The sequence below is a fragment of the Pedococcus sp. P2_A3 genome (genome assembly GCF_056405035.1).
Genome location: NZ_JBFUCW010000029.1, coordinates 26,376 through 43,839 on the forward strand (window position 1 = coordinate 26,376; position 17,464 = coordinate 43,839).

Below are 17,464 nucleotides of genomic sequence, written 5' to 3' on the forward strand. Positions count from 1 at the left end.
GCGGCATACATTGCAGGCGTGGGACGGGTGACGAGGCGGACGCCGGCGGTGAGGGTCGAGGTGACCCTGGACGGCGCGCGCAGCAGCGCCCGTCCTGACACGCTCGCGGTCGAGGAACCGCTGGAGATCCGGGTGGGTGGCACGTCCGTCACCGTGACGATGCGCACGCCCGGCGACGACTTCGACCTCGCCATCGGCAACCTGCTCACCGAGGGCGTGATCCGCCGTGGTGCTGACGTGGCCCAGCTGATGCACTGCCTCGACGAGGACGAGTCCGGCTCTCCCACCTACAACGTCGTCGACGTCACGCTGGCGCCCGGCGTCGTGCCCGACCTCGGGCGCAGCGCCCGCTCCGGCTACCAGAGCAGCGCCTGCGGCGTGTGCGGCAAGACGAGCATCGACGCCATCACCGCCACCAGCCCGTATGCCGTGGCCGACGACCCCGTGCGCCTCTCGCCCGGCGTGGTCGCGGGCCTGCCCGACGTCATGCGGGCCGGCCAGAAGGTCTTCGACAAGACCGGTGGGTTGCACGCAGCCGGCCTCTTCACCGCCGCCGGCGAGGTGCTCGTGGTGCGCGAGGACGTCGGACGTCACAACGCCGTCGACAAGGTGGTGGGGTGGGCCGCTCGCGAAGGTCGCCTGCCCCTGACCGGACACGTGCTGGTGGTCAGCGGACGGGCCAGCTTCGAGCTGGTGCAGAAGGCCGTCATGGCGGGGCTGCCGGCTCTGGTCGCGGTGTCGGCTCCCTCGTCACTGGCGGCAGAGCTCGCGGACGAGTCGGGGCTCACGCTGGTCGGCTTCGCCCGGGCCCCACGGCTGACCGTCTACAGCGGAGCCCACCGGCTCGGGCTCTAGGACGCCGGACCGCTCAGGCCCCGGTGTCCTCCAGGCCCTCGGGGACGACCCGCACGACGACGACCTCGACCCCGGCCGCCTCGAAGGGGCGGATCTGCTGCGGCGTCGCGGAGTCGTCGGTGACCAGGGTCCAGCGGGCCGGCATGACGGCCCAGGCGTGGAAGGGCGCCTCGCCGAGCTTCGCGCCGTGGGCCAGGACGTAGACGTGGTCGGCCCGGCTCATCATGAGCTCCTTGAGCCTGGTCTGTTCCAGGTCCTTCTCGCAGATGCCGCGGTCCGCCCGCACCCCGTCGGCGCCGATGAAGGCCCGGTCGAACGACATCCGCTCGAGCGCGGCCTCGGTGACCGGCCCCACGAAGCTCTGGCTCACGGTCCGGAGCCGTCCACCGAGGAAGATCACCTCGATGTCCTCGGCGTCCGCGAGGGCCTCGAGCGAGGGCAGGCCGATGGTCGCCACGGACAGGCCGCGGAACTCCTTGAGCTCGGCGGCGAGCGCGGCGTTGGTCGAGCCGCCGTCGAGGACGACGTTCTCACCGGGGATGACCTGGGTGGCTGCCCAGGCGGCGATGGCCTGCTTGGCCTCGTGCGCCTCGCCCAGCCGCTGGCGCAGCGACGCCTCGGGGTGGGGCTCGAGGCTGAGTGCGCCGCCGTAGGTGCGCGCGAGCTTGCCCTGGGCGGTGAGCAGGGCCAGGTCACGGCGGATGGTCGAGGCGGTCACCCCGAACCGGGCCGAGAGCTCCTCGACGCTGGTCAGCCCGTGGGACGCCGCGAGCCGTGCGATCTCGTTGCGGCGGCGCTCAGACCTCAACCGTGCCATCAGTCGCGCACCCTACCCGACATCGTCGGGTCACCGAGCGGGTTCTGGGGTGGTGGGCAGGTGGGGGTCGGCGCCATCTCGGCGGCCAGCCGCAGGGCCTCCACCATCGAGCGGTGGTCGGCGATGCCCTTGCCGGCGATGTCGAAGGCGGTGCCATGGTCGACCGAGGTGCGGATCACCGGCAGGCCGACCGTGATGTTGACGCCGGCCTCGAGCCCGAGGATCTTCACCGGTCCGTGCCCCTGGTCGTGGTACATCGCCACGACGAGGTCGTAGTCCCCGCGGCCGGCGAGGAAGAACAGGGTGTCTGCGGGCAGGGGGCCGACGACGTCGATCCCGGCCTCCTGTGCGGCCAGGACACCGGGGGCGATCTTGTCCTCCTCCTCGCCCCGCCCGAACAGGCCGCCCTCACCGGCGTGCGGGTTGATCCCGCAGACCCCGATCTTGGGGTGGCTGACGCCGGCGTCGACGAGCGCCCCGTGGCCGCGCCTGATGGTGCGCTCGACGAGGCCGGGCTCGATGCGGTCGACGGCGTCGACCAGCCCGATGTGGGTGGTCACGTGGATGACGCGCACCCGCGGAGTTGCCAGCATCATGGACACCTCGGCGGTGCCGGTGAGCTTGGCCAGCAGCTCGGTGTGCCCGGGGAAGATGTGCCCGCCTGCGTGCAGCGCCTCCTTGTTGAGCGGCGCGGTGCAGATGGCTTGGACCTCGTGGGCCATGGCCAGCTCGGACGCCACCCGGACGTAGTGGTAGGCGGCGTCGCCGGCCACGGCGGAGAGCTCGCCGAAGGGCAGGTCCTCGGGGATCAGGCCGAGGTCGATGACGTTGATCCGGCCGGGCACGAACTCGCACTCGGACAGGTCGGCCACGGTGACGATGTCGGGCTCGAGCCCGACGAGCTCGGCGGCGCGACGCAGCCGGGCGGCGTCACCGACGACGACGCAGTTCGAGCGACCCACGCACTCGGGGTCGAGCAGGGCACGCACGATCACCTCGGGTCCGATGCCGGCGGCATCCCCCATCGTCACGGCAATGCTGGGCAGGACGGTCATCGTGGCTCCTAGGTCAGGTGTGCGGGCGGAAAGTCAGTGCAGGTCGGTGGTGGAGGGGGCGGGGTGAGGGGCGGGGTGAGGGGCGGCTGCGAAGGGGGCCAGCGCGTCGCGCAGCGAGCCCGCGGAAGCGCCGTGGCTCCCGGGTCTGGTGATCACGACCAGTCCGTCCGGCGTCCGTGACGTCACGGCTGAGGCGTGGGTCGACAGGGGCGTGAGGCTGCGCACCGCCAGGGAGTCGAGGACGGCCCGGGCCGTCTCCCCGCCCGTCAGCAGCAGGACGGTGGCCCGCGCCGTCGCCGGCGCCGCCGCCACGGCCAACGCGGCGGTGAGGCGTCGCGCCGAGGCGGGGGCGACGCCCACGCGGTCCGACTGGTCGAGGGAGAGCACCAGGCCACGGGGACCGAGCGACTGCGTGACCCGTTGGGCGGACTCCTCCGGCGAGCCGAGGAGTCGAGCCGGGTCGAGGGCGAGGACGGGGAGGCCCAGCTCGGCCAGGCGGGCCACCTGCTCGGAGATTCCGGGTGCGGCGGAACCGACGACCGCGACCACGACGTAGTCGTCCGGCGAGGATGGCGCAGCGGTGGGGTGGGCGGTCTCGGCGCCGTCCGGTGCGAGCTGCCGCGCATCGGCCGCGACGAGGGCTGACGACCCCACGAGCAGGGGCCTCCGGAGCGCCGATGCGGCGGTCACGACGGCGTCGAGGTCTGCGTCGGTCTCCGCGTCGCAGACCGCCGCGCGACCGCGCTCCTCGGCCGCGACCAGCGCGGCCCGGAGCCCGGAGGAGTCGCGGACGACACCCAGCGGGACGGTGGTGTGGTCGAGGGTGGCCAGCACGTCGGCGACCGTCTCGGGGGGTCGGCTGCCCTCGGCGCCCCAGAGGTCGGTCGCCGCAAGGGGAAGGCCGTCGACCATCGGCACTCCGCCCACCACGGTGCGCCCCGCGGACGGGAGGGCGGTCGCGATCACGGGGGTGGCGTCGAGCAAGGACGACAGCGCGCGCACCTCGGCACCGAGGTTGCCACGCAGCAGCGAGTCGACCTTCTTGACCACCCGCGTGGCTCTCGACGACGCGCCGACCAGCTCCGCGGCATACCGGGCCACTGCCGCACCCGCGGCGGCCGGTGACGCGTGGCGGGTGTCGGAGTCGACCACGACCACCCTGGGCTGCTCGTCGGCCGGCTCGAACACGTCGGAGGCGTCCTGCGCGAGCTGGACTTGAATGCGCGTTGTGCGCAGGAGAAAGGTGGCTGCGGACTCGGCCGCACCAGAGAGATCATCGGCGACGACTAGCCGTTCGAGCACGGTGACCTCCTCCGGAAAGTCGCGCAATCTCTATATACAGCAACATCTTTGAGGCTGTATGCCGGTCCATCGACCTGGCCTGGAATCGCACTGGGCGGCCCATTGGGCGAGATTTCCGACGCGAATGACGCTACAGGTATTGCGCACAACGCGCAACTGTGTCAATGTTTGGAACGCGAAATACGGCGCCCGTCGTCAGGGCCGCTCACAGACTTCAAGGAGGAAGTTCGATGACCCACAACATCCCCATGGGTGGCACGAGCGGCGCAGAGGTTGTCGCCGAGGGCGGCGTGTCCCGCCGCTCGATCCTTCAGCTCGCCGCGTTCCTCGGGGCCGGCACCCTGCTCGGCCCGACCTTGGTCGCGTGCGCTGGGCCGCAGAGCAGCGGTGGCGGCGGGTCCGCCACGGGCGGCACCGGTGGCAAGCTGAGCATCACGCTCAACCGCAACCTCGTGAGCCTGGACAACAAGCTCAACCAGTACGACGCAGCCGTCACCGTCCAGCGGGCCGTGCGCCAGGCGCTCACCCGGATCGGTCTCGACCTCAAGCCCGAGCTGGTGCTGGCGAAGTCGTTCACGCAGACCTCCCCCACCGTCTGGACCGTGGCCCTGCGCGACGACATCCACTACTCCGACAAGTCGCCGGTCACCGTCGCCGACGTCGAGACCGCGATCAAGCTGTACTTCCAGGTGAAGGCCGGCTACGTCGCCTCGCAGTTCCCGGAGCAGCCCACCTTCGCCAAGATCGACGACAAGAGCTTCACCCTCACGACCACCAAGCCCGTCGTGACCCTCGACTCGCTGATGTCCAACATCCTCATCACCCCCGCGGCGGCCAACAAGGCCGAGGAGCTGCGCGACGGCATCGGCTCCGGCCCGTTCACGGTGGCCGCAGCCGACTCGGGCACCGGGACCTACCGCCTGGTCCGCAACGAGAACTACTGGGGCGAGAAGGCGCTCCTCGACGAGGTCAACGTCAGCTACCAGGAGGAGGAGGGCGCGCGCGTCATCGCCCTCACCTCGGGGCAGACCGACGTCATCGACACGATCACCCCTGAGTCCGCCGCAAGCCTCAAGACCAACAAGGACATCGAGGTGCTCCAGACCAAGGGCACCCGCCTGATCCACCTCTTCTACAACTTCCGCAAGCCGGCCGGGCACCCGCTCACCAAGCCTGCGGTCCGCGAGGCCCTGTCGCACGCCATCGACCACGACGCCCTGATCAGCTCGCTGATGGCCGGTCAGGTGACGTCCGCCGAGGGCGTGGTCCCGTCCACGCTGGCGGGATTCGCGGCCACCGGTTCCTACACCTTCGACGTCGCCAAGGCGAAGTCGATGCTGGCCGCCGAGGGAGTCTCCGGGCTCAAGCTCCGGGCCATCTGGGAGGACTCGGAGTTCGCCGGTGCGGCCCGGGTCATGGAGGCCATCGTCGGCATGCTCGCCGACGTCGGCGTCACCCTGGAGCTCAAGCAGATCCCCAAGGGCGGCGACATCAACGCCTGGCGTCGCGGCGAGGCCGGCGACTGGGACATCCTGGGCAACGGCTACGGCAACCAGACCGGGCTGGCCATCACGAACCTCCAGGGCCAGTACGGCGGCACCGCGGCGAAGGAGAAGACCCGCGACACCTACCACGGGTTCGTCTTCCCCGAGGTGAGCTCGCTGCTCGACAAGGCATCGCAGAACCCCGACCTGGCCTCGCGCAACGCGCAGCTCAAGGAGGCCCAGGAGAAGATCTGGGCCCTGTGGCCGGCCATGTGGGCGTGGACCCCGAACAACCTGCTCGCGCGGCGCAAGCGCGTCACCACGCTGGACCTGTCGCCGGGCAACTTCTACGACCTGTCCACCGTCAAGGTCTCCGGCTGACCGATGGGCCGCTACGTCCTCAAGAGGGTCGCCCAGACGATCCTGACCGCCTGGTTCACGGTGACGGTGGTGTTCGTGCTGCTGCGTCTCGCCCCCGGCGACCCCGCAGTCAGCTACGCACCGCCGAACCCCAGCTCGGAGCAGCTGGAGGCGATCCGCAAGGAGTTCGGGCTGGACCAACCACTGCTGAGCCAGTACTGGACCTTCCTGAACCACCTGCTCCACGGGGACGTCGGCCAGTCCTTCCAGTTCCGGCAGTCGGCCCTGACCGTCGTGCTCGACCGGCTCCCCTACACGATCACCCTGGCGGTGGCGGCCATCGTCATCACGGCGCTGCTCGCCATCCCGCTGGGGGTCTGGATGGCCCGACGGGCCAACACCGCAGGCGAGCTCGGGGCCAACATCGCGACGATCGCCGGCCAGTCGATGCCGGACTTCTGGATCGGGTTCGTGCTGCTCATCCTCTTCGCGGTGAACCTCCAGTGGTTCCCCTCGTCCGGCTTCACGTCCGTCACCTCACTGGTCCTGCCGACGGCCACCATCGTCGTCCTCCAGGTCGCCCTCATCTCCCGCCTCGTGCGGCGGGAGATGTCGGCGAACCTGGGGGCGCCGTACGTCACGATCGCGCGCTCCCGCGGGGTCTCCGAGCGTCGACTCACGTGGCGCTACGCCTTCTCCAACTCGGCGATCCCCGTCGTCACCGCGCTCGGCACCCGGTTCGCGGCCATGCTGAACGGTGTGGTGATCGTCGAGGTGGTGTTCCGGTGGCCCGGTGTCGGACAGCTCGTCGTCGACGCCCTGGAGCGCCGCGACCTGCCCGTCATCCAGGCAACAGTCCTCGTCACCGTGCTCCTGGCGCTCTTCGTCCAGCTGGCGGTCGACCTGATCTACCCGCTGCTCGATCCGCGGGTCCGGCTCGGAGAGGCGGCCCGCTGATGGCCCTCCACGCAACCACCGACCACCCCACGACGCCGACCGCGGTCAGCCCGCGGCAGCTGCGCCGATCGGCCGCGCAGCGCAAGGCCAGGCACAGCACGATCAAGATCTGGCTGGGCGCCCTCTGCGCGTCCATCATCGTGATCCCTGTGGCCCTCGCGCGGGTGCTGCCCCTGCCCGACCCCGTGCGCGGCGTGCTGCGCGAGAGCTCGCTGCCCCCGCTCTCCCAGGGCCACCTGCTCGGCACCGACCCCAACGGTCGCGACCTGCTCTCCCGCATCCTGTTCGGCGGCCAGACCAGCCTCGTCATCGGCTTGCTGGCCATCGTGATCTCGGGGCTCGTCGGCATCGTCCTGGGTTCCGTGGCCGGCTACTACGGCGGCTGGGTCGACACGATCGTCTCCCGCGCCCTCGAGGCCCAGATGTCACTGCCGCTGCTGCTGATGCTGCTGCTCGTGGTGGCCCTCTTCGGCCCCTCGGTGCCGGTCATCACGGTCGTCATCGCCCTGGCCCAGTGGCCGGAACCAGCCCGCCTCACCCGTGCCCTCGTGCTCGTCGAACGCGAGAAGCCCTACGTCGCCGCGGCCCAGGTGCTGGGCCTGCGTCGCCCGACGGTCATCGGCCGCCACATCATCCCGAACATCCTCCCCCAGGTGCTCGTCGTCGTCTTCCTGCTGCTCGCCCAGGCCGTCCTCCTCGAGAGCGCCCTGAGCTTCCTCGGCGCCGGCGTGCAACGCCCCTACCCCACCTGGGGCGGGATCATCTCCGACGGCCGCGAGCTCTTCGTGACCGGCAAGTGGTGGCTCGTCACCCTCCCCGGTGTGGCCATCGCCCTGTTGGTCATCGGGGTCAACCTGCTCGGTGACGGGCTGCGCGACCGCACCCGTCGCACCAAGGCCGGTGACGCGTGATGCCCACCCAGACCACCCAGACCACCCGGTCCACCCAGCCAGTCCAGGCCGTCCTGTCCGTCCGCGACCTCGTCGTGGAGCTCATGACCCCGCGTGGGGTGATCAGGGCCGTCGACGGCGTCAGCTTCGACATCGACGCCGGGGAGACCGTGACCATCATCGGCGAGTCCGGTTCCGGCAAGTCGACCACGGCGATGGCCCTCCTGCGGCTGCTGCCCGACGACCTCGCCGTCATCTCCGGGTCGGCCCAGATCGACGGACAGGACGTCGTCGGCACGCGCAAGCACATCGGCAACCTGCGGGGTCGCTCGGTGGCCCTGATCCCCCAGGACCCGATGACCGCCCTCAACCCGATCGCGACCGTCGGCACACAGATGGTCGAGGCCATCCGGCACGCCCACCCCTCGCTCTCCAAGGCGCAGGCCCGCGAGCGTGCCCTCGAGCTGCTGCGCCAGGTGCACCTCAGCGCGCCCGAGCGGCGGATCAAGTCCTACCCGCACGAGCTCTCCGGTGGGATGCTCCAGCGGGTGCTCATCGCGATGGCGCTGTCGACCGAGCCTCGGCTCATCGTCGCGGACGAGCCGACCTCGGCCCTCGACGTCACCGTCCAGGCCGGCATCCTCGACCTGCTCCTCGAGATGCAGGAGCGCACCGGCGTCGCCGTCSTCCTCATCACGCACGACCTGGGCGTCGCTCGGCTGATGAGCGACCGGATCCACGTCATGCACCGCGGACAGTTCGTGGAGGACGGACCGGTCGAGCAGGTCGTCGACCACCCGACGCACGACTACACCCGCGCCCTGCTCGCAGCGATCCCCGAGCTGGGCGAGTGGGACGACCCCGAGGACCCTGACCACCCCGAGTACATCGAGCCGGTCGCCGAGACCGCGGCCGCGCCGATCGCACCCGAGCAGGCCGGCATACCCGCCACCAACGGAGGGCCACGACCATGACCACCGCCGCGCGCCAGCCCCACGTGACCCCGGCGGCCACCGGCACCCCGCTGCTCGACGTCAAGGACCTCGTCGTCGAGTACCGCCGGGGAGGCGAGACGTTCCGGGCCGTCGACCAGGTGTCGTTCTCGGTCCCCCGCGGAGGGTGCCTCGCGGTGGTCGGCGAGTCGGGCTGCGGCAAGTCCACGATCGCCAAGGCCCTCGTCCGCCTGGTCAAGCCGACGGCCGGCTCGATGGTCTTCGACGGGACCGACCTGGCGACGGTGTCCGAGCGCCACCTGCGCCCGATGCGGCACCGGATCCAGATGGTGTTCCAGGACCCGTACGGCTCACTCGACCCGCACCTCACCGCCCAGCAGATCGTGGCCGAGCCGATGCAGGTGCGGGGCGAGCGTTCCGCCGCCGTGCGCCGGCAGCGCTCGGCCGAGCTCCTCGACCGGGTCGGCCTGCCGACCTCGGCCCTCCAGCGCAAGCCGCACGAGTTCTCGGGTGGCCAGCGACAGCGGATCGGTATCGCCCGGGCACTCGCCTCCGAGCCCGACCTGCTGGTCCTCGACGAGGCGACCAGCGCCCTCGACGTGTCAGTTCAGGCGCAGGTCCTCGACATCCTCGCCCAGCTGCGCCAGGACACCGGCCTGACCTATCTCTTCATCTCGCACAACCTCGGGGTCGTGCGGGCCATCTCCGAGGAGGTGCTCGTGCTCCGCGCCGGCACGGTCGTCGAGCGGGGTGAGACCGAGCAGGTGCTCGCCTCCCCCAGCGACCCCTACACCCGCCGCCTGCGGCGGTCCGCGCTCGAACCCTCCCGGATGGTCGGACGCAAGCCGCGGGAGGTCGTCCGCGGCATCGCCGCAGCCCGCATCGCCGAGAGCGCTGCGAGCGCATGAGCCAGACCGAGCTCGCCGGACTGGACTCCCCGCTCCCCCGGCTGGTCCTGGGYACGATGACGTTCGGCGACACCGCCGACGTCGCCACCTCGCGCGCCATGGTCCACGCGGCCCTCGACGCCGGGATCTCGTGGCTGGACACCGCCAACGGGTATGCCGGGACACGCACCGAGACGATCCTCGGCGAGGTCCTCGCCGGGCGCCGCGACCAGGTCTCGCTCGCCACCAAGGCGGGTATCTACCCCGGTGATGCCGGCGGCGAACCACTGTTGTCCCGCAAGGGAATTCGTGCCTCCCTCGAGGCAAGCCTGCGCCGTCTTGACACCGACCACGTCGACCTCTTCTACCTCCACCAGCCTGACCGCTCGGTGACGGTCGACGAGACCGCAGAAGCCCTCGCCGACATCGTCTCGACCGGCTTGGCCAGGGCCGTCGGGGTGTCCAACTTCGCGGCTTGGCAGATCGCCGACCTGGCGGCTGCCTGTGACCGGGTCGGCACCCCCCGGCCGGTAGTGGCCCAGCAGCTCTACAACCTCGTCGCCCGCCGGGTGGAGGACGAGTATGCCGAGTTCGCCACGACCCACGGGCTGGCCACGATCGTCTACAACCCCCTCGGTGGCGGTCTGCTGACCGGCCGGCACAGCTTCGACGACGCCCCCGGGGAGGGCCGGTTCGGCTCATCGGCGCTCTCGAGCATGTACCGCGACCGGTACTGGAACCGCAGCCTCTTCGAGGCGGTCGACGCGTTGTCCACCATCGCGGCGGACGCGGGGCTGGGGCTGCCCGAGCTCGCCCTGCGCTGGCTGCTCTCCCGTCCGCTGGTCGACGCGGTCCTGCTCGGCGGGTCCAAGCCCGACCAGCTGCGGAGCAACATCGCCGCCGCCGGGCGCGGCCCCCTGTCCCCTGACGTCGTCAGCGCCTGCGACGAGGTCGGCGCCACCCTGGCCGGTCCGATGCCGGCCTACAACCGATAGGAGCCTCGGTGACTTCCGAGCAGCAGCCCACCCCCACCGCACAGGACTTCACCCGGAGGCTGGCTGGGCGCGAGCGCGCCGTCGGCTACTGGGTCGTCCTCGATGCACCCGTGGCCACCGAGCGGATCGCGCGGCTCGGCTACGACTACGTCTGCCTCGACGCACAGCACGGGCTGCTCGGCTACAGCGGGCTCCTCGCCGGCCTCATGGCGGTCGACGCGGGCCGCTCGTCGGTCGGGCTGGTCCGCGTCGGCGCCAACGACCCGTTCCACATCGGGCAGGCCCTCGACGCCGGAGCCGCCGGCGTCATCGTCCCCCTGGTCAACACCGCCGACGACGCCCGTCGTGCCGTGGCCGCTGCGACCTACCCACCGACCGGGGTCCGGTCGTACGGACCCATGCGATCAGGCCTGCGCATCGGCCCCGTCCCGGCCGAGGCGAATGCCTCGGTGTCCTGCCTGGCCATGATCGAGACACCCGAGGGCCTGGCGAACGTCGAGGAGATCTGCGCCGTGCCGGGGCTGACCGGCATCTACGTGGGGCCCTCGGACCTCTGCCTGGCCGTCGGGGGCGCGTTCCCCGGCGACCCGGCGGTGGCCGACGAGTTCGAGGCAGCGCTGGTGCGGATCAGCCAAGCAGCTGAGGCAGCCGGCGTGGCTGCCGGGATCCACACCCCCGCCGGGGCGGACGCCGCCCGGCGCCTCGGGCAGGGCTTCACCTTCGCCACGGTCTCGTCCGACCTCGTCCACCTCGAGCGGGCGGCTGCCGACCACCTGGCCGCAGCCGCCGGGGCGTCATGACGGCGCCAGCAACGCTCGTCACCGACGGCATCCTGCAGCCTCGGTCGGGCGTCGACGGCCTCGGCGGCGTCGAGGAGACCTTCCTGCCCGCACCGACTGTGCAGTCGCACGCGGCCAACCTGGCCGTGCTCGGCGACGGCAGCCTCGGCTGCGTGTGGTTCGGCGGCACGCAGGAGGGTGTGGCCGACATCGACGTGTGGTTCTCGCGCCTGGTGCCGGGAGCCGACCGATGGACCGCGCCCGTCCGCCTCTCCGACGACCCCACCCGGTCCGAGCAGAACCCGGTGCTTTTCCCGGCCCCCGACGGTCGGCTCTGGCTGTTCCACACCGCACAGCACGCCGGCGACCAGGACACGTCCTTCGTGCGCGCGCGCACCTCCGACGACGACGGCGCGACCTGGGGCCCGACCCGCAGCCTGTTGGAGACCGAGCGCGGCGGCGTCTTCGTCCGCCAACCTCCCGTCGTCCTGCCCTCGGGCACCTGGGTGCTGCCGACCTTCACGTGCGTGCGTGTGCCGGGCGAGAAGTGGGTGGGCGACAGCGACACCAGCAGCGTGTGGGTCTCGACCGACCAGGGCGGCTCGTGGACCGAGCACGAGGTGCCGGACTCGACCGGCTGTGTCCACATGAGCATCGTGCCCACCGCCGCTGGTGGGTATGCCGCGTACTACCGCAGCCGCTGGGCCGACCACGTCTACCGCAGCGCCTCTGACGACGGGATCGGGTGGTCCGCCCCGCGCCCCACCGAGCTGCCCAACAACAACTCCTCGATCCAGGCCGCTCCACTGTCCGGTGCACGAACCGCGTTGGTGCTCAACGAGAGCAGCCGGCTCGACGCCGTGGCCCGCAGGGTCTCCCTCTACGACGAGATCGACGACGAAGGCATCAGCGACGCCACGCCGGCCGAGCCCGAGCCGGTGTCTCAGGAGGAGTTGGCCGTGGTCCGCGGGGCCTTCTGGGGAGCGCCCCGCGCGCCCCTGACCCTCGCCGTCTCGGGTGACGACGGCGCGAGCTGGCCGCTGCGGTGGGTCCTCGAGGACGGCGACGGCTACTGCCTGAGCAACAACTCGCGCGACGGCGTCAACCGCGAGCTGAGCTACCCGTCCGTGTGCCAGGACCCGGCTGGGACGGTGCACGTGGCCTACACGTACCACCGCCGTGCCATCCGGCACGTGCGGATCCCTGCAGCCGCCCTCGACGCCCGGACCGCGACGGCCACGACGCCCTCCAAATGAGTCGAACCGCCGTCGTCACCGGCGTCAGCTCGGGCATCGGGCTCGCCATCGCCCGCCGCCTGCTCGACGACGGCTGGGCGGTCGTGGGGCTGTCCCGGCGGCGGCCGGAGCCGGGCGAGCTGCCCGGGCTCGACTGGCGCCGGGTGGACCTCGGTGACACCGCGGCCGCACCTGGGGTCGCGGCAGCCGTCGCCGACCTCGGCGACGTCGACGCGCTCGTCCACGCCGCCGGCTTCCAGGAGTCCGGCCCGCTGACCGACCTCGACCCGGACGCGAGCGACCGCATGCACGCTGTGCACGTCGGGGCTGCCGTGCGGCTCGCCTCGTGCCTCGAGGGCCGCCTCGTCGACGGTGGCCGGATCCTGCTGATCGGCAGCCGCACCGCTGAAGGGGCATGGGGCAAGAGCCAGTACGCCGCGACCAAAGCGGCTCTCGGTGCCCTCGGGCGTTCGTGGGCTGCCGAGCTGGCGCCGCGGGGCATCACCGTGAACGTGCTGGCGCCGGGCCCCACCGAGACCGCGATGACCGCCGACCCTCGTCGGGCGGCGACGCCGCCACAAACGCCACTCCTGGGGCGGCTGGTCCGGGTGGAGGAGGTCGCGGCATACGCCTCGTTCCTCCTCGAGGACACCGGGGCGATGGTCACCGGGCAGCACCTCCTCATCTGCGGCGGCGCCTCGCTCCCGGCCGCCCCCGGGCAGCGCAGCTGAGATATATGTGGCGGACGCTCCGGATACTGGCCAGTAGGCCGGTCCGGTTGTGACCTGCGACTCCTTCGGGTGGAAGATGGACACGGAGGTCGCAGGCAACCCCGCGGCCCCTCGTCAACACTGACGCGAGAAAGGACCCACGACCGTGGCCGCACGCGAGGAAGCCGGACCGATTCTCAACGGCATCCCCAGCCAGCTCCCGGACATCGACCCCGAGGAGACCAAGGAGTGGCTCGACTCCCTCGACGGGGTGATCGAGGAGGGCGGTCGGCAGCGGGCGCGCTACGTCATGCTCAAGCTCCTGGAGCGCGCCCGGGAGATGCAGGTCGGGGTGCCGTCGCTGACGGCCACCGACTACATCAACACCATCTCGCCGGAGCAGGAGCCGTGGTTCCCCGGTGACGAGGAGGTCGAGCGCCGCTACCGCGCCTACCTGCGCTGGAACGCCGCCGTCATGGTGCACCGCGCGCAGCGTCCCGGCATCGGGGTCGGCGGCCACATCTCCACGTACGCCTCGGCGGCCACCCTCTACGAGGTGGGTTTCAACCACTTCTGGCGCGGCCAGGACCACCCCGGCGGCGGCGACCAGGTCTTCTTCCAGGGCCACGCCTCCCCCGGCATGTACGCCCGCGCCTTCCTCGAGGGCCGCCTCAGCGAGGACCAGCTCGACGGCTTCCGCCAGGAGAAGAGCCACCTCGTCGCGGGTCAGCCGCTCGCCCTGCCGTCCTACCCGCACCCTCGGCTGATGCCGGACTTCTGGCAGTTCCCGACGGTGTCGATGGGCATCGGCCCGATGAACGCCATCTACCAGGCGCAGTTCAACAAGTACCTCCACAACCGCGGGATCAAGGACACCAGCCAGCAGCACGTCTGGGCCTTCCTCGGCGACGGCGAGATGGACGAGCCCGAGTCGCGTGGCTTGCTGCAGCTGGCCGCCGGCGAGGAGCTCGACAACCTCACCTTCGTCGTCAACTGCAACCTGCAGCGCCTCGACGGACCGGTCCGCGGCAACGGCAAGATCGTCCAGGAGCTGGAGGCGTTCTTCCGTGGCGCCGGCTGGAACGTCATCAAGGTGGTCTGGGGCCGCGGGTGGGACCCGCTGCTCGCCCAGGACCGTGACGGCGCGCTCGTCCACCTCATGAACACCACGAGCGACGGCGACTACCAGACCTTCCGAGCCAACGACGGCAAGTACGTCCGTGACTTCTTCTTCGGTCGCGACCCGCGCACCCGCGAGATGGTCAAGGACTGGTCCGACGAGGACATCTGGTGGAAGCTCAAGCGCGGTGGCCACGACTACCGCAAGGTTTTCGCCGCCTACCAGGCCGCGATGAACCACACCGGCCAGCCGACGGTCATCCTCGCCAAGACCATCAAGGGCTACGGCCTGGGCAGCCACTTCGCGGGCCGCAACGCCACCCACCAGATGAAGAAGCTGACCCTCGACGACCTCAAGGGCCTGCGCGACAGCCTCAAGCTGCCGATCTCCGACGAGGTGCTCGAGCGCGACCCCTACGCACCGCCGTACTTCCACCCTGGTCCCGACGACCCGAGCATCAGGTACCTGCGCGAGCGGCGCGAGAAGCTCGGTGGCCCGATCCCGGTGCGGCGCGTCCAGCACGAGCCGCTCAAGCTGCCCGACCACTCCTCCTACGACATCGTCAAGAAGGGCACCGGCAAGCAGCAGGTCGCCACGACGATGGCGTTCGTGCGACTGCTCAAGGAGCTGATGCGCGACAAGGAGTTCGGCCAGCGCGTCGTGCCGATCATCCCCGACGAGGCCCGCACCTTCGGCATGGACTCGTTCTTCCCGACCATCAAGATCTACAACCCGCACGGCCAGAAGTACACCTCGGTCGACGCGGAGCTGATGCTGGCCTACAAGGAGGCGAAGGACGGCCAGATCCTGCACCTCGGCATCAACGAGGCAGGCTCGATGGCGGCGTTCACCGCAGCCGGCACGTCCTACGCGACGCACGGCCAGCCGATGGTCCCGATCTACGTCTTCTACTCGATGTTCGGTTTCCAGCGCACCGGCGACTCGATCTGGGCGGCCGCCGACCAGATGGCTCGTGGCTTCCTCATCGGGGCCACGGCAGGGCGCACCACGCTGACCGGTGAGGGGCTGCAGCACGCGGACGGTCACTCGCCGCTGCTCGCGGCGACCAACCCGGCGGTGGTGGCGTACGACCCGGCCTTCGCCTTCGAGATCGGGCACATCATGGAGGACGGGCTGCGCCGGATGTACGGCGACGACCCGGAGAACGTCATCTACTACGTGACGGTCTACAACGAGCCGATGAGCCAGCCGCAGGAGCCGGAGAACGTCGACCGCGAGGGCATCCTGCGTGGCATGCACCTCTTCGCGCCGGGGATCACGGACGGCCTGCCGGACGACGCCCCCCGGGCGCAGCTGCTCGCGTCGGGCGTCGGGGTGCCGTGGGCGCTCGAGGCCCAGGAGCTGCTGCGCAACGACTGGGGCGTCGTGGCCGACGTGTGGTCGGTGACGTCGTGGAGCGAGCTGCGTCGCGACGGCATGGCCTGTGACGAGCAGCGCTTCCTCCACCCGGACGGCGAGGCCCGCACTCCCTACGTCACCGAGCGGCTGCGGGACACGCGTGGTCCGGTCATCGCGGTGTCCGACTACATGCGCCAGGTGCAGGACCAGATCCAGCCGTGGGTGCCGGGAGACTTCGCCTCGCTCGGCGCCGACGGGTTCGGGTTCTCCGACACCCGCCCGGCCGCGCGGCGGTTCTTCCACATCGACGGCCCATCGGTCGCGGTCCGCGCGCTGCAGATGCTGGTCCAGCGCGGCGAGATCGAGGGCGGGGTGGCCCGCGAGGCCGCCGCGCGCTACCGCCTCCTCGACGTCACGGCCGGCACCTCCGGCAACTCGGGTGGCGAGAGCTGACCTCAGTTCGTCCCGCGTGCTTGGTGAAACCCTTTGCACGACAAGGTATGCCGTCCGCTCGGCTGAGCGGGCGGCATACCTGTGAGTGGGGCAGGATGGGTGGGTGACCCCGCAACCCAGCCGCCCTGTCCGCGTCGCCGTCACCGGCTCCACCGGGAAGCTCGGCCGCTCGGTGGTCGCCCACCTCGCGGAGCACGGCTACGACGTGCTCGCCCTGGACCGAGCCCGGCCCTCCGATCCGACGACGCCGTTCGTCGCCGTCGACCTCACGGACTACGGCCAGGTGCTCGAGGCATTGTCCGGCGGTGTCGACGAGCACCCGACACCGGTGGACGCGGTGGTGCACCTGGCCGCGATCCCCGCCCCGGGGCTGACCACCAACGCGGCCACCTTCGCGAACAACTCGGCCGCCACCTACAACGTGTTCGCCGCCGCTCGCGCCCTCAGGATCCGCAGGGTCGTCTGGGCCTCGAGCGAGACGGTCCTCGGCCTGCCCTTCGACACTCCCCCGCCCTACGTCCCCGTGGACGAGGAGTACGACCCCCGGCCCGAGTCGACCTACTCCCTGAACAAGGCGCTCGAGGAGGAGATGGCTCGGCACTTCTGTCGCTGGGACCCCGAGCTGGTGATGGTGGGCCTGCGGTTCTCCAACGTCATGGATCCCGCGGACTACGCGGCCTTCCCCGGGTTCGACGCCGACCCGTCGCTGCGCAAGTGGAACCTCTGGGGCTACATCGACGGACGTGACGGCGCGCAGGCGGTGCGGCTCGGGCTCGAGCGGACCGAGCCCGGGTGCGAGGTCTTCATCATCGCCAACGCCGACACGGTCATGAGCCGGTCCAGCGCCGACCTGGTGGCCGAGGTGTTCCCGGGCGTCGAGGTGCGCAAGGACCTCGGCGAGCACGAGACCCTGCTCGGGATCGACAAGGCGCGAAGGCTGCTGGGCTACGAGCCGGCGCACTCCTGGCGGGAGCACGCCGGCTCGTAGCTCGCTGGGCTGGAGTGCCTCAGTCGCGCCCGAGGAACTCCTTGCGGGCGGTGACGCAGATGTCGGGCTGGTCGCAGAAGACGCCGTCGACACCCGTGCGCAGGAAGGCCACGACCTCGTCGATGATCCGGCCGAAGTCGGCGGGGTTGGTGCCGACCCGGTAGTCGACCGGCAGGAAGGTGTTCTCCGCGCGGAAGGTGTAGGGCGTGACCTTCAGCCCGGCCCGGTGTGCGTCGGACACGAGGGTGGTGGGGCTACCCAGGGT

General features: G+C 71.1%; 16 protein-coding genes. 12 read left to right on the forward strand and 4 right to left on the reverse strand.

Annotated elements, in window-relative coordinates:
• The first annotated feature begins 18 nt into the window (after positions 1-18).
• A complete protein-coding gene (fdhD, locus tag AC1DX8_RS18885; RefSeq protein ID WP_477631494.1) occupies positions 19-855 on the forward strand; it encodes a formate dehydrogenase accessory sulfurtransferase FdhD in 837 nt (278 codons plus the stop codon).
• 13 nt (positions 856-868) lie between these two features.
• Here fdhD and AC1DX8_RS18890 read toward each other — a convergent pair whose 3' ends face one another.
• From AC1DX8_RS18890 to AC1DX8_RS18900, 3 genes are read right to left on the reverse strand one after another with little or no spacing between them, the layout of a single operon-like run.
• A complete protein-coding gene (locus AC1DX8_RS18890) occupies positions 869-1,672 on the reverse strand; it encodes a DeoR/GlpR family DNA-binding transcription regulator (protein ID WP_477631495.1) in 804 nt (267 codons plus the stop codon).
• The gene (gene pdxA, locus AC1DX8_RS18895) at positions 1,672-2,727 is read right to left on the reverse strand and encodes a 4-hydroxythreonine-4-phosphate dehydrogenase PdxA (RefSeq protein WP_477631496.1); all 1,056 of its coding nucleotides are present in this window, start codon (positions 2,725-2,727) and stop codon (positions 1,672-1,674) included. The genes AC1DX8_RS18890 and pdxA overlap by 1 nt, the downstream gene beginning before the upstream one ends.
• Positions 2,728-2,760: 33 nt before the next feature.
• A complete protein-coding gene (locus AC1DX8_RS18900) occupies positions 2,761-4,029 on the reverse strand; it encodes a four-carbon acid sugar kinase family protein (RefSeq protein ID WP_477631497.1) in 1,269 nt (422 codons plus the stop codon).
• Positions 4,030-4,259: 230 nt separating this feature from the next.
• Here AC1DX8_RS18900 and AC1DX8_RS18905 point away from each other — a divergent pair, with 230 nt between their 5' ends.
• The 11 genes from AC1DX8_RS18905 (at position 4,260) to AC1DX8_RS18955 (ending at position 17,199) form a co-directional block, all read left to right on the forward strand.
• Positions 4,260-5,894, forward strand: a complete 1,635-nt coding sequence (locus AC1DX8_RS18905; protein ID WP_477631498.1) for an ABC transporter substrate-binding protein — start codon at positions 4,260-4,262, stop codon at positions 5,892-5,894.
• 3 nt (positions 5,895-5,897) lie between these two features.
• Positions 5,898-6,830, forward strand: a complete 933-nt coding sequence (locus tag AC1DX8_RS18910; RefSeq protein WP_477631499.1) for an ABC transporter permease — start codon at positions 5,898-5,900, stop codon at positions 6,828-6,830.
• Positions 6,830-7,741, forward strand: coding sequence for an ABC transporter permease (locus tag AC1DX8_RS18915; protein ID WP_477631500.1), 912 nt, complete (start codon positions 6,830-6,832; stop codon positions 7,739-7,741). Before AC1DX8_RS18910 ends, AC1DX8_RS18915 begins: the two co-directional genes overlap by 1 nt.
• Entirely contained in the window at positions 7,741-8,694 is a 954-nt protein-coding gene (locus tag AC1DX8_RS18920; protein WP_477631501.1) for an ABC transporter ATP-binding protein, read from the forward strand. Before AC1DX8_RS18915 ends, AC1DX8_RS18920 begins: the two co-directional genes overlap by 1 nt.
• Entirely contained in the window at positions 8,691-9,581 is an 891-nt protein-coding gene (locus AC1DX8_RS18925; protein ID WP_477631502.1) for an ATP-binding cassette domain-containing protein, read from the forward strand. The genes AC1DX8_RS18920 and AC1DX8_RS18925 overlap by 4 nt, the downstream gene beginning before the upstream one ends.
• Positions 9,578-10,555, forward strand: coding sequence for an aldo/keto reductase (locus tag AC1DX8_RS18930; protein WP_477631503.1), 978 nt, complete (start codon positions 9,578-9,580; stop codon positions 10,553-10,555). Before AC1DX8_RS18925 ends, AC1DX8_RS18930 begins: the two co-directional genes overlap by 4 nt.
• 8 nt (positions 10,556-10,563) lie before the next feature.
• Entirely contained in the window at positions 10,564-11,355 is a 792-nt protein-coding gene (locus tag AC1DX8_RS18935) for an HpcH/HpaI aldolase family protein (RefSeq protein WP_477631504.1), read from the forward strand.
• The gene (locus tag AC1DX8_RS18940) at positions 11,352-12,590 is read left to right on the forward strand and encodes a sialidase family protein (RefSeq protein ID WP_477631505.1); all 1,239 of its coding nucleotides are present in this window, start codon (positions 11,352-11,354) and stop codon (positions 12,588-12,590) included. Before AC1DX8_RS18935 ends, AC1DX8_RS18940 begins: the two co-directional genes overlap by 4 nt.
• The gene (locus AC1DX8_RS18945) at positions 12,587-13,300 is read left to right on the forward strand and encodes an SDR family NAD(P)-dependent oxidoreductase (protein WP_477631506.1); all 714 of its coding nucleotides are present in this window, start codon (positions 12,587-12,589) and stop codon (positions 13,298-13,300) included. The genes AC1DX8_RS18940 and AC1DX8_RS18945 overlap by 4 nt, the downstream gene beginning before the upstream one ends.
• Positions 13,301-13,445: 145 nt before the next feature.
• A complete protein-coding gene (aceE, locus tag AC1DX8_RS18950; RefSeq protein WP_477631507.1) occupies positions 13,446-16,211 on the forward strand; it encodes a pyruvate dehydrogenase (acetyl-transferring), homodimeric type in 2,766 nt (921 codons plus the stop codon).
• Positions 16,212-16,314: 103 nt separating this feature from the next.
• Positions 16,315-17,199 (forward strand): NAD-dependent epimerase/dehydratase family protein, encoded by an 885-nt coding sequence (locus AC1DX8_RS18955; protein WP_477631508.1) that lies wholly within the window; start codon positions 16,315-16,317, stop codon positions 17,197-17,199.
• A gap of 19 nt (positions 17,200-17,218) precedes the next feature.
• On the opposite strand, the gene AC1DX8_RS18960 is transcribed toward AC1DX8_RS18955, so the two are convergent.
• On the reverse strand, positions 17,219-17,464 hold a 246-nt coding region (locus AC1DX8_RS18960), incomplete at its 5' end, for a glycerophosphodiester phosphodiesterase family protein (protein ID WP_477631509.1).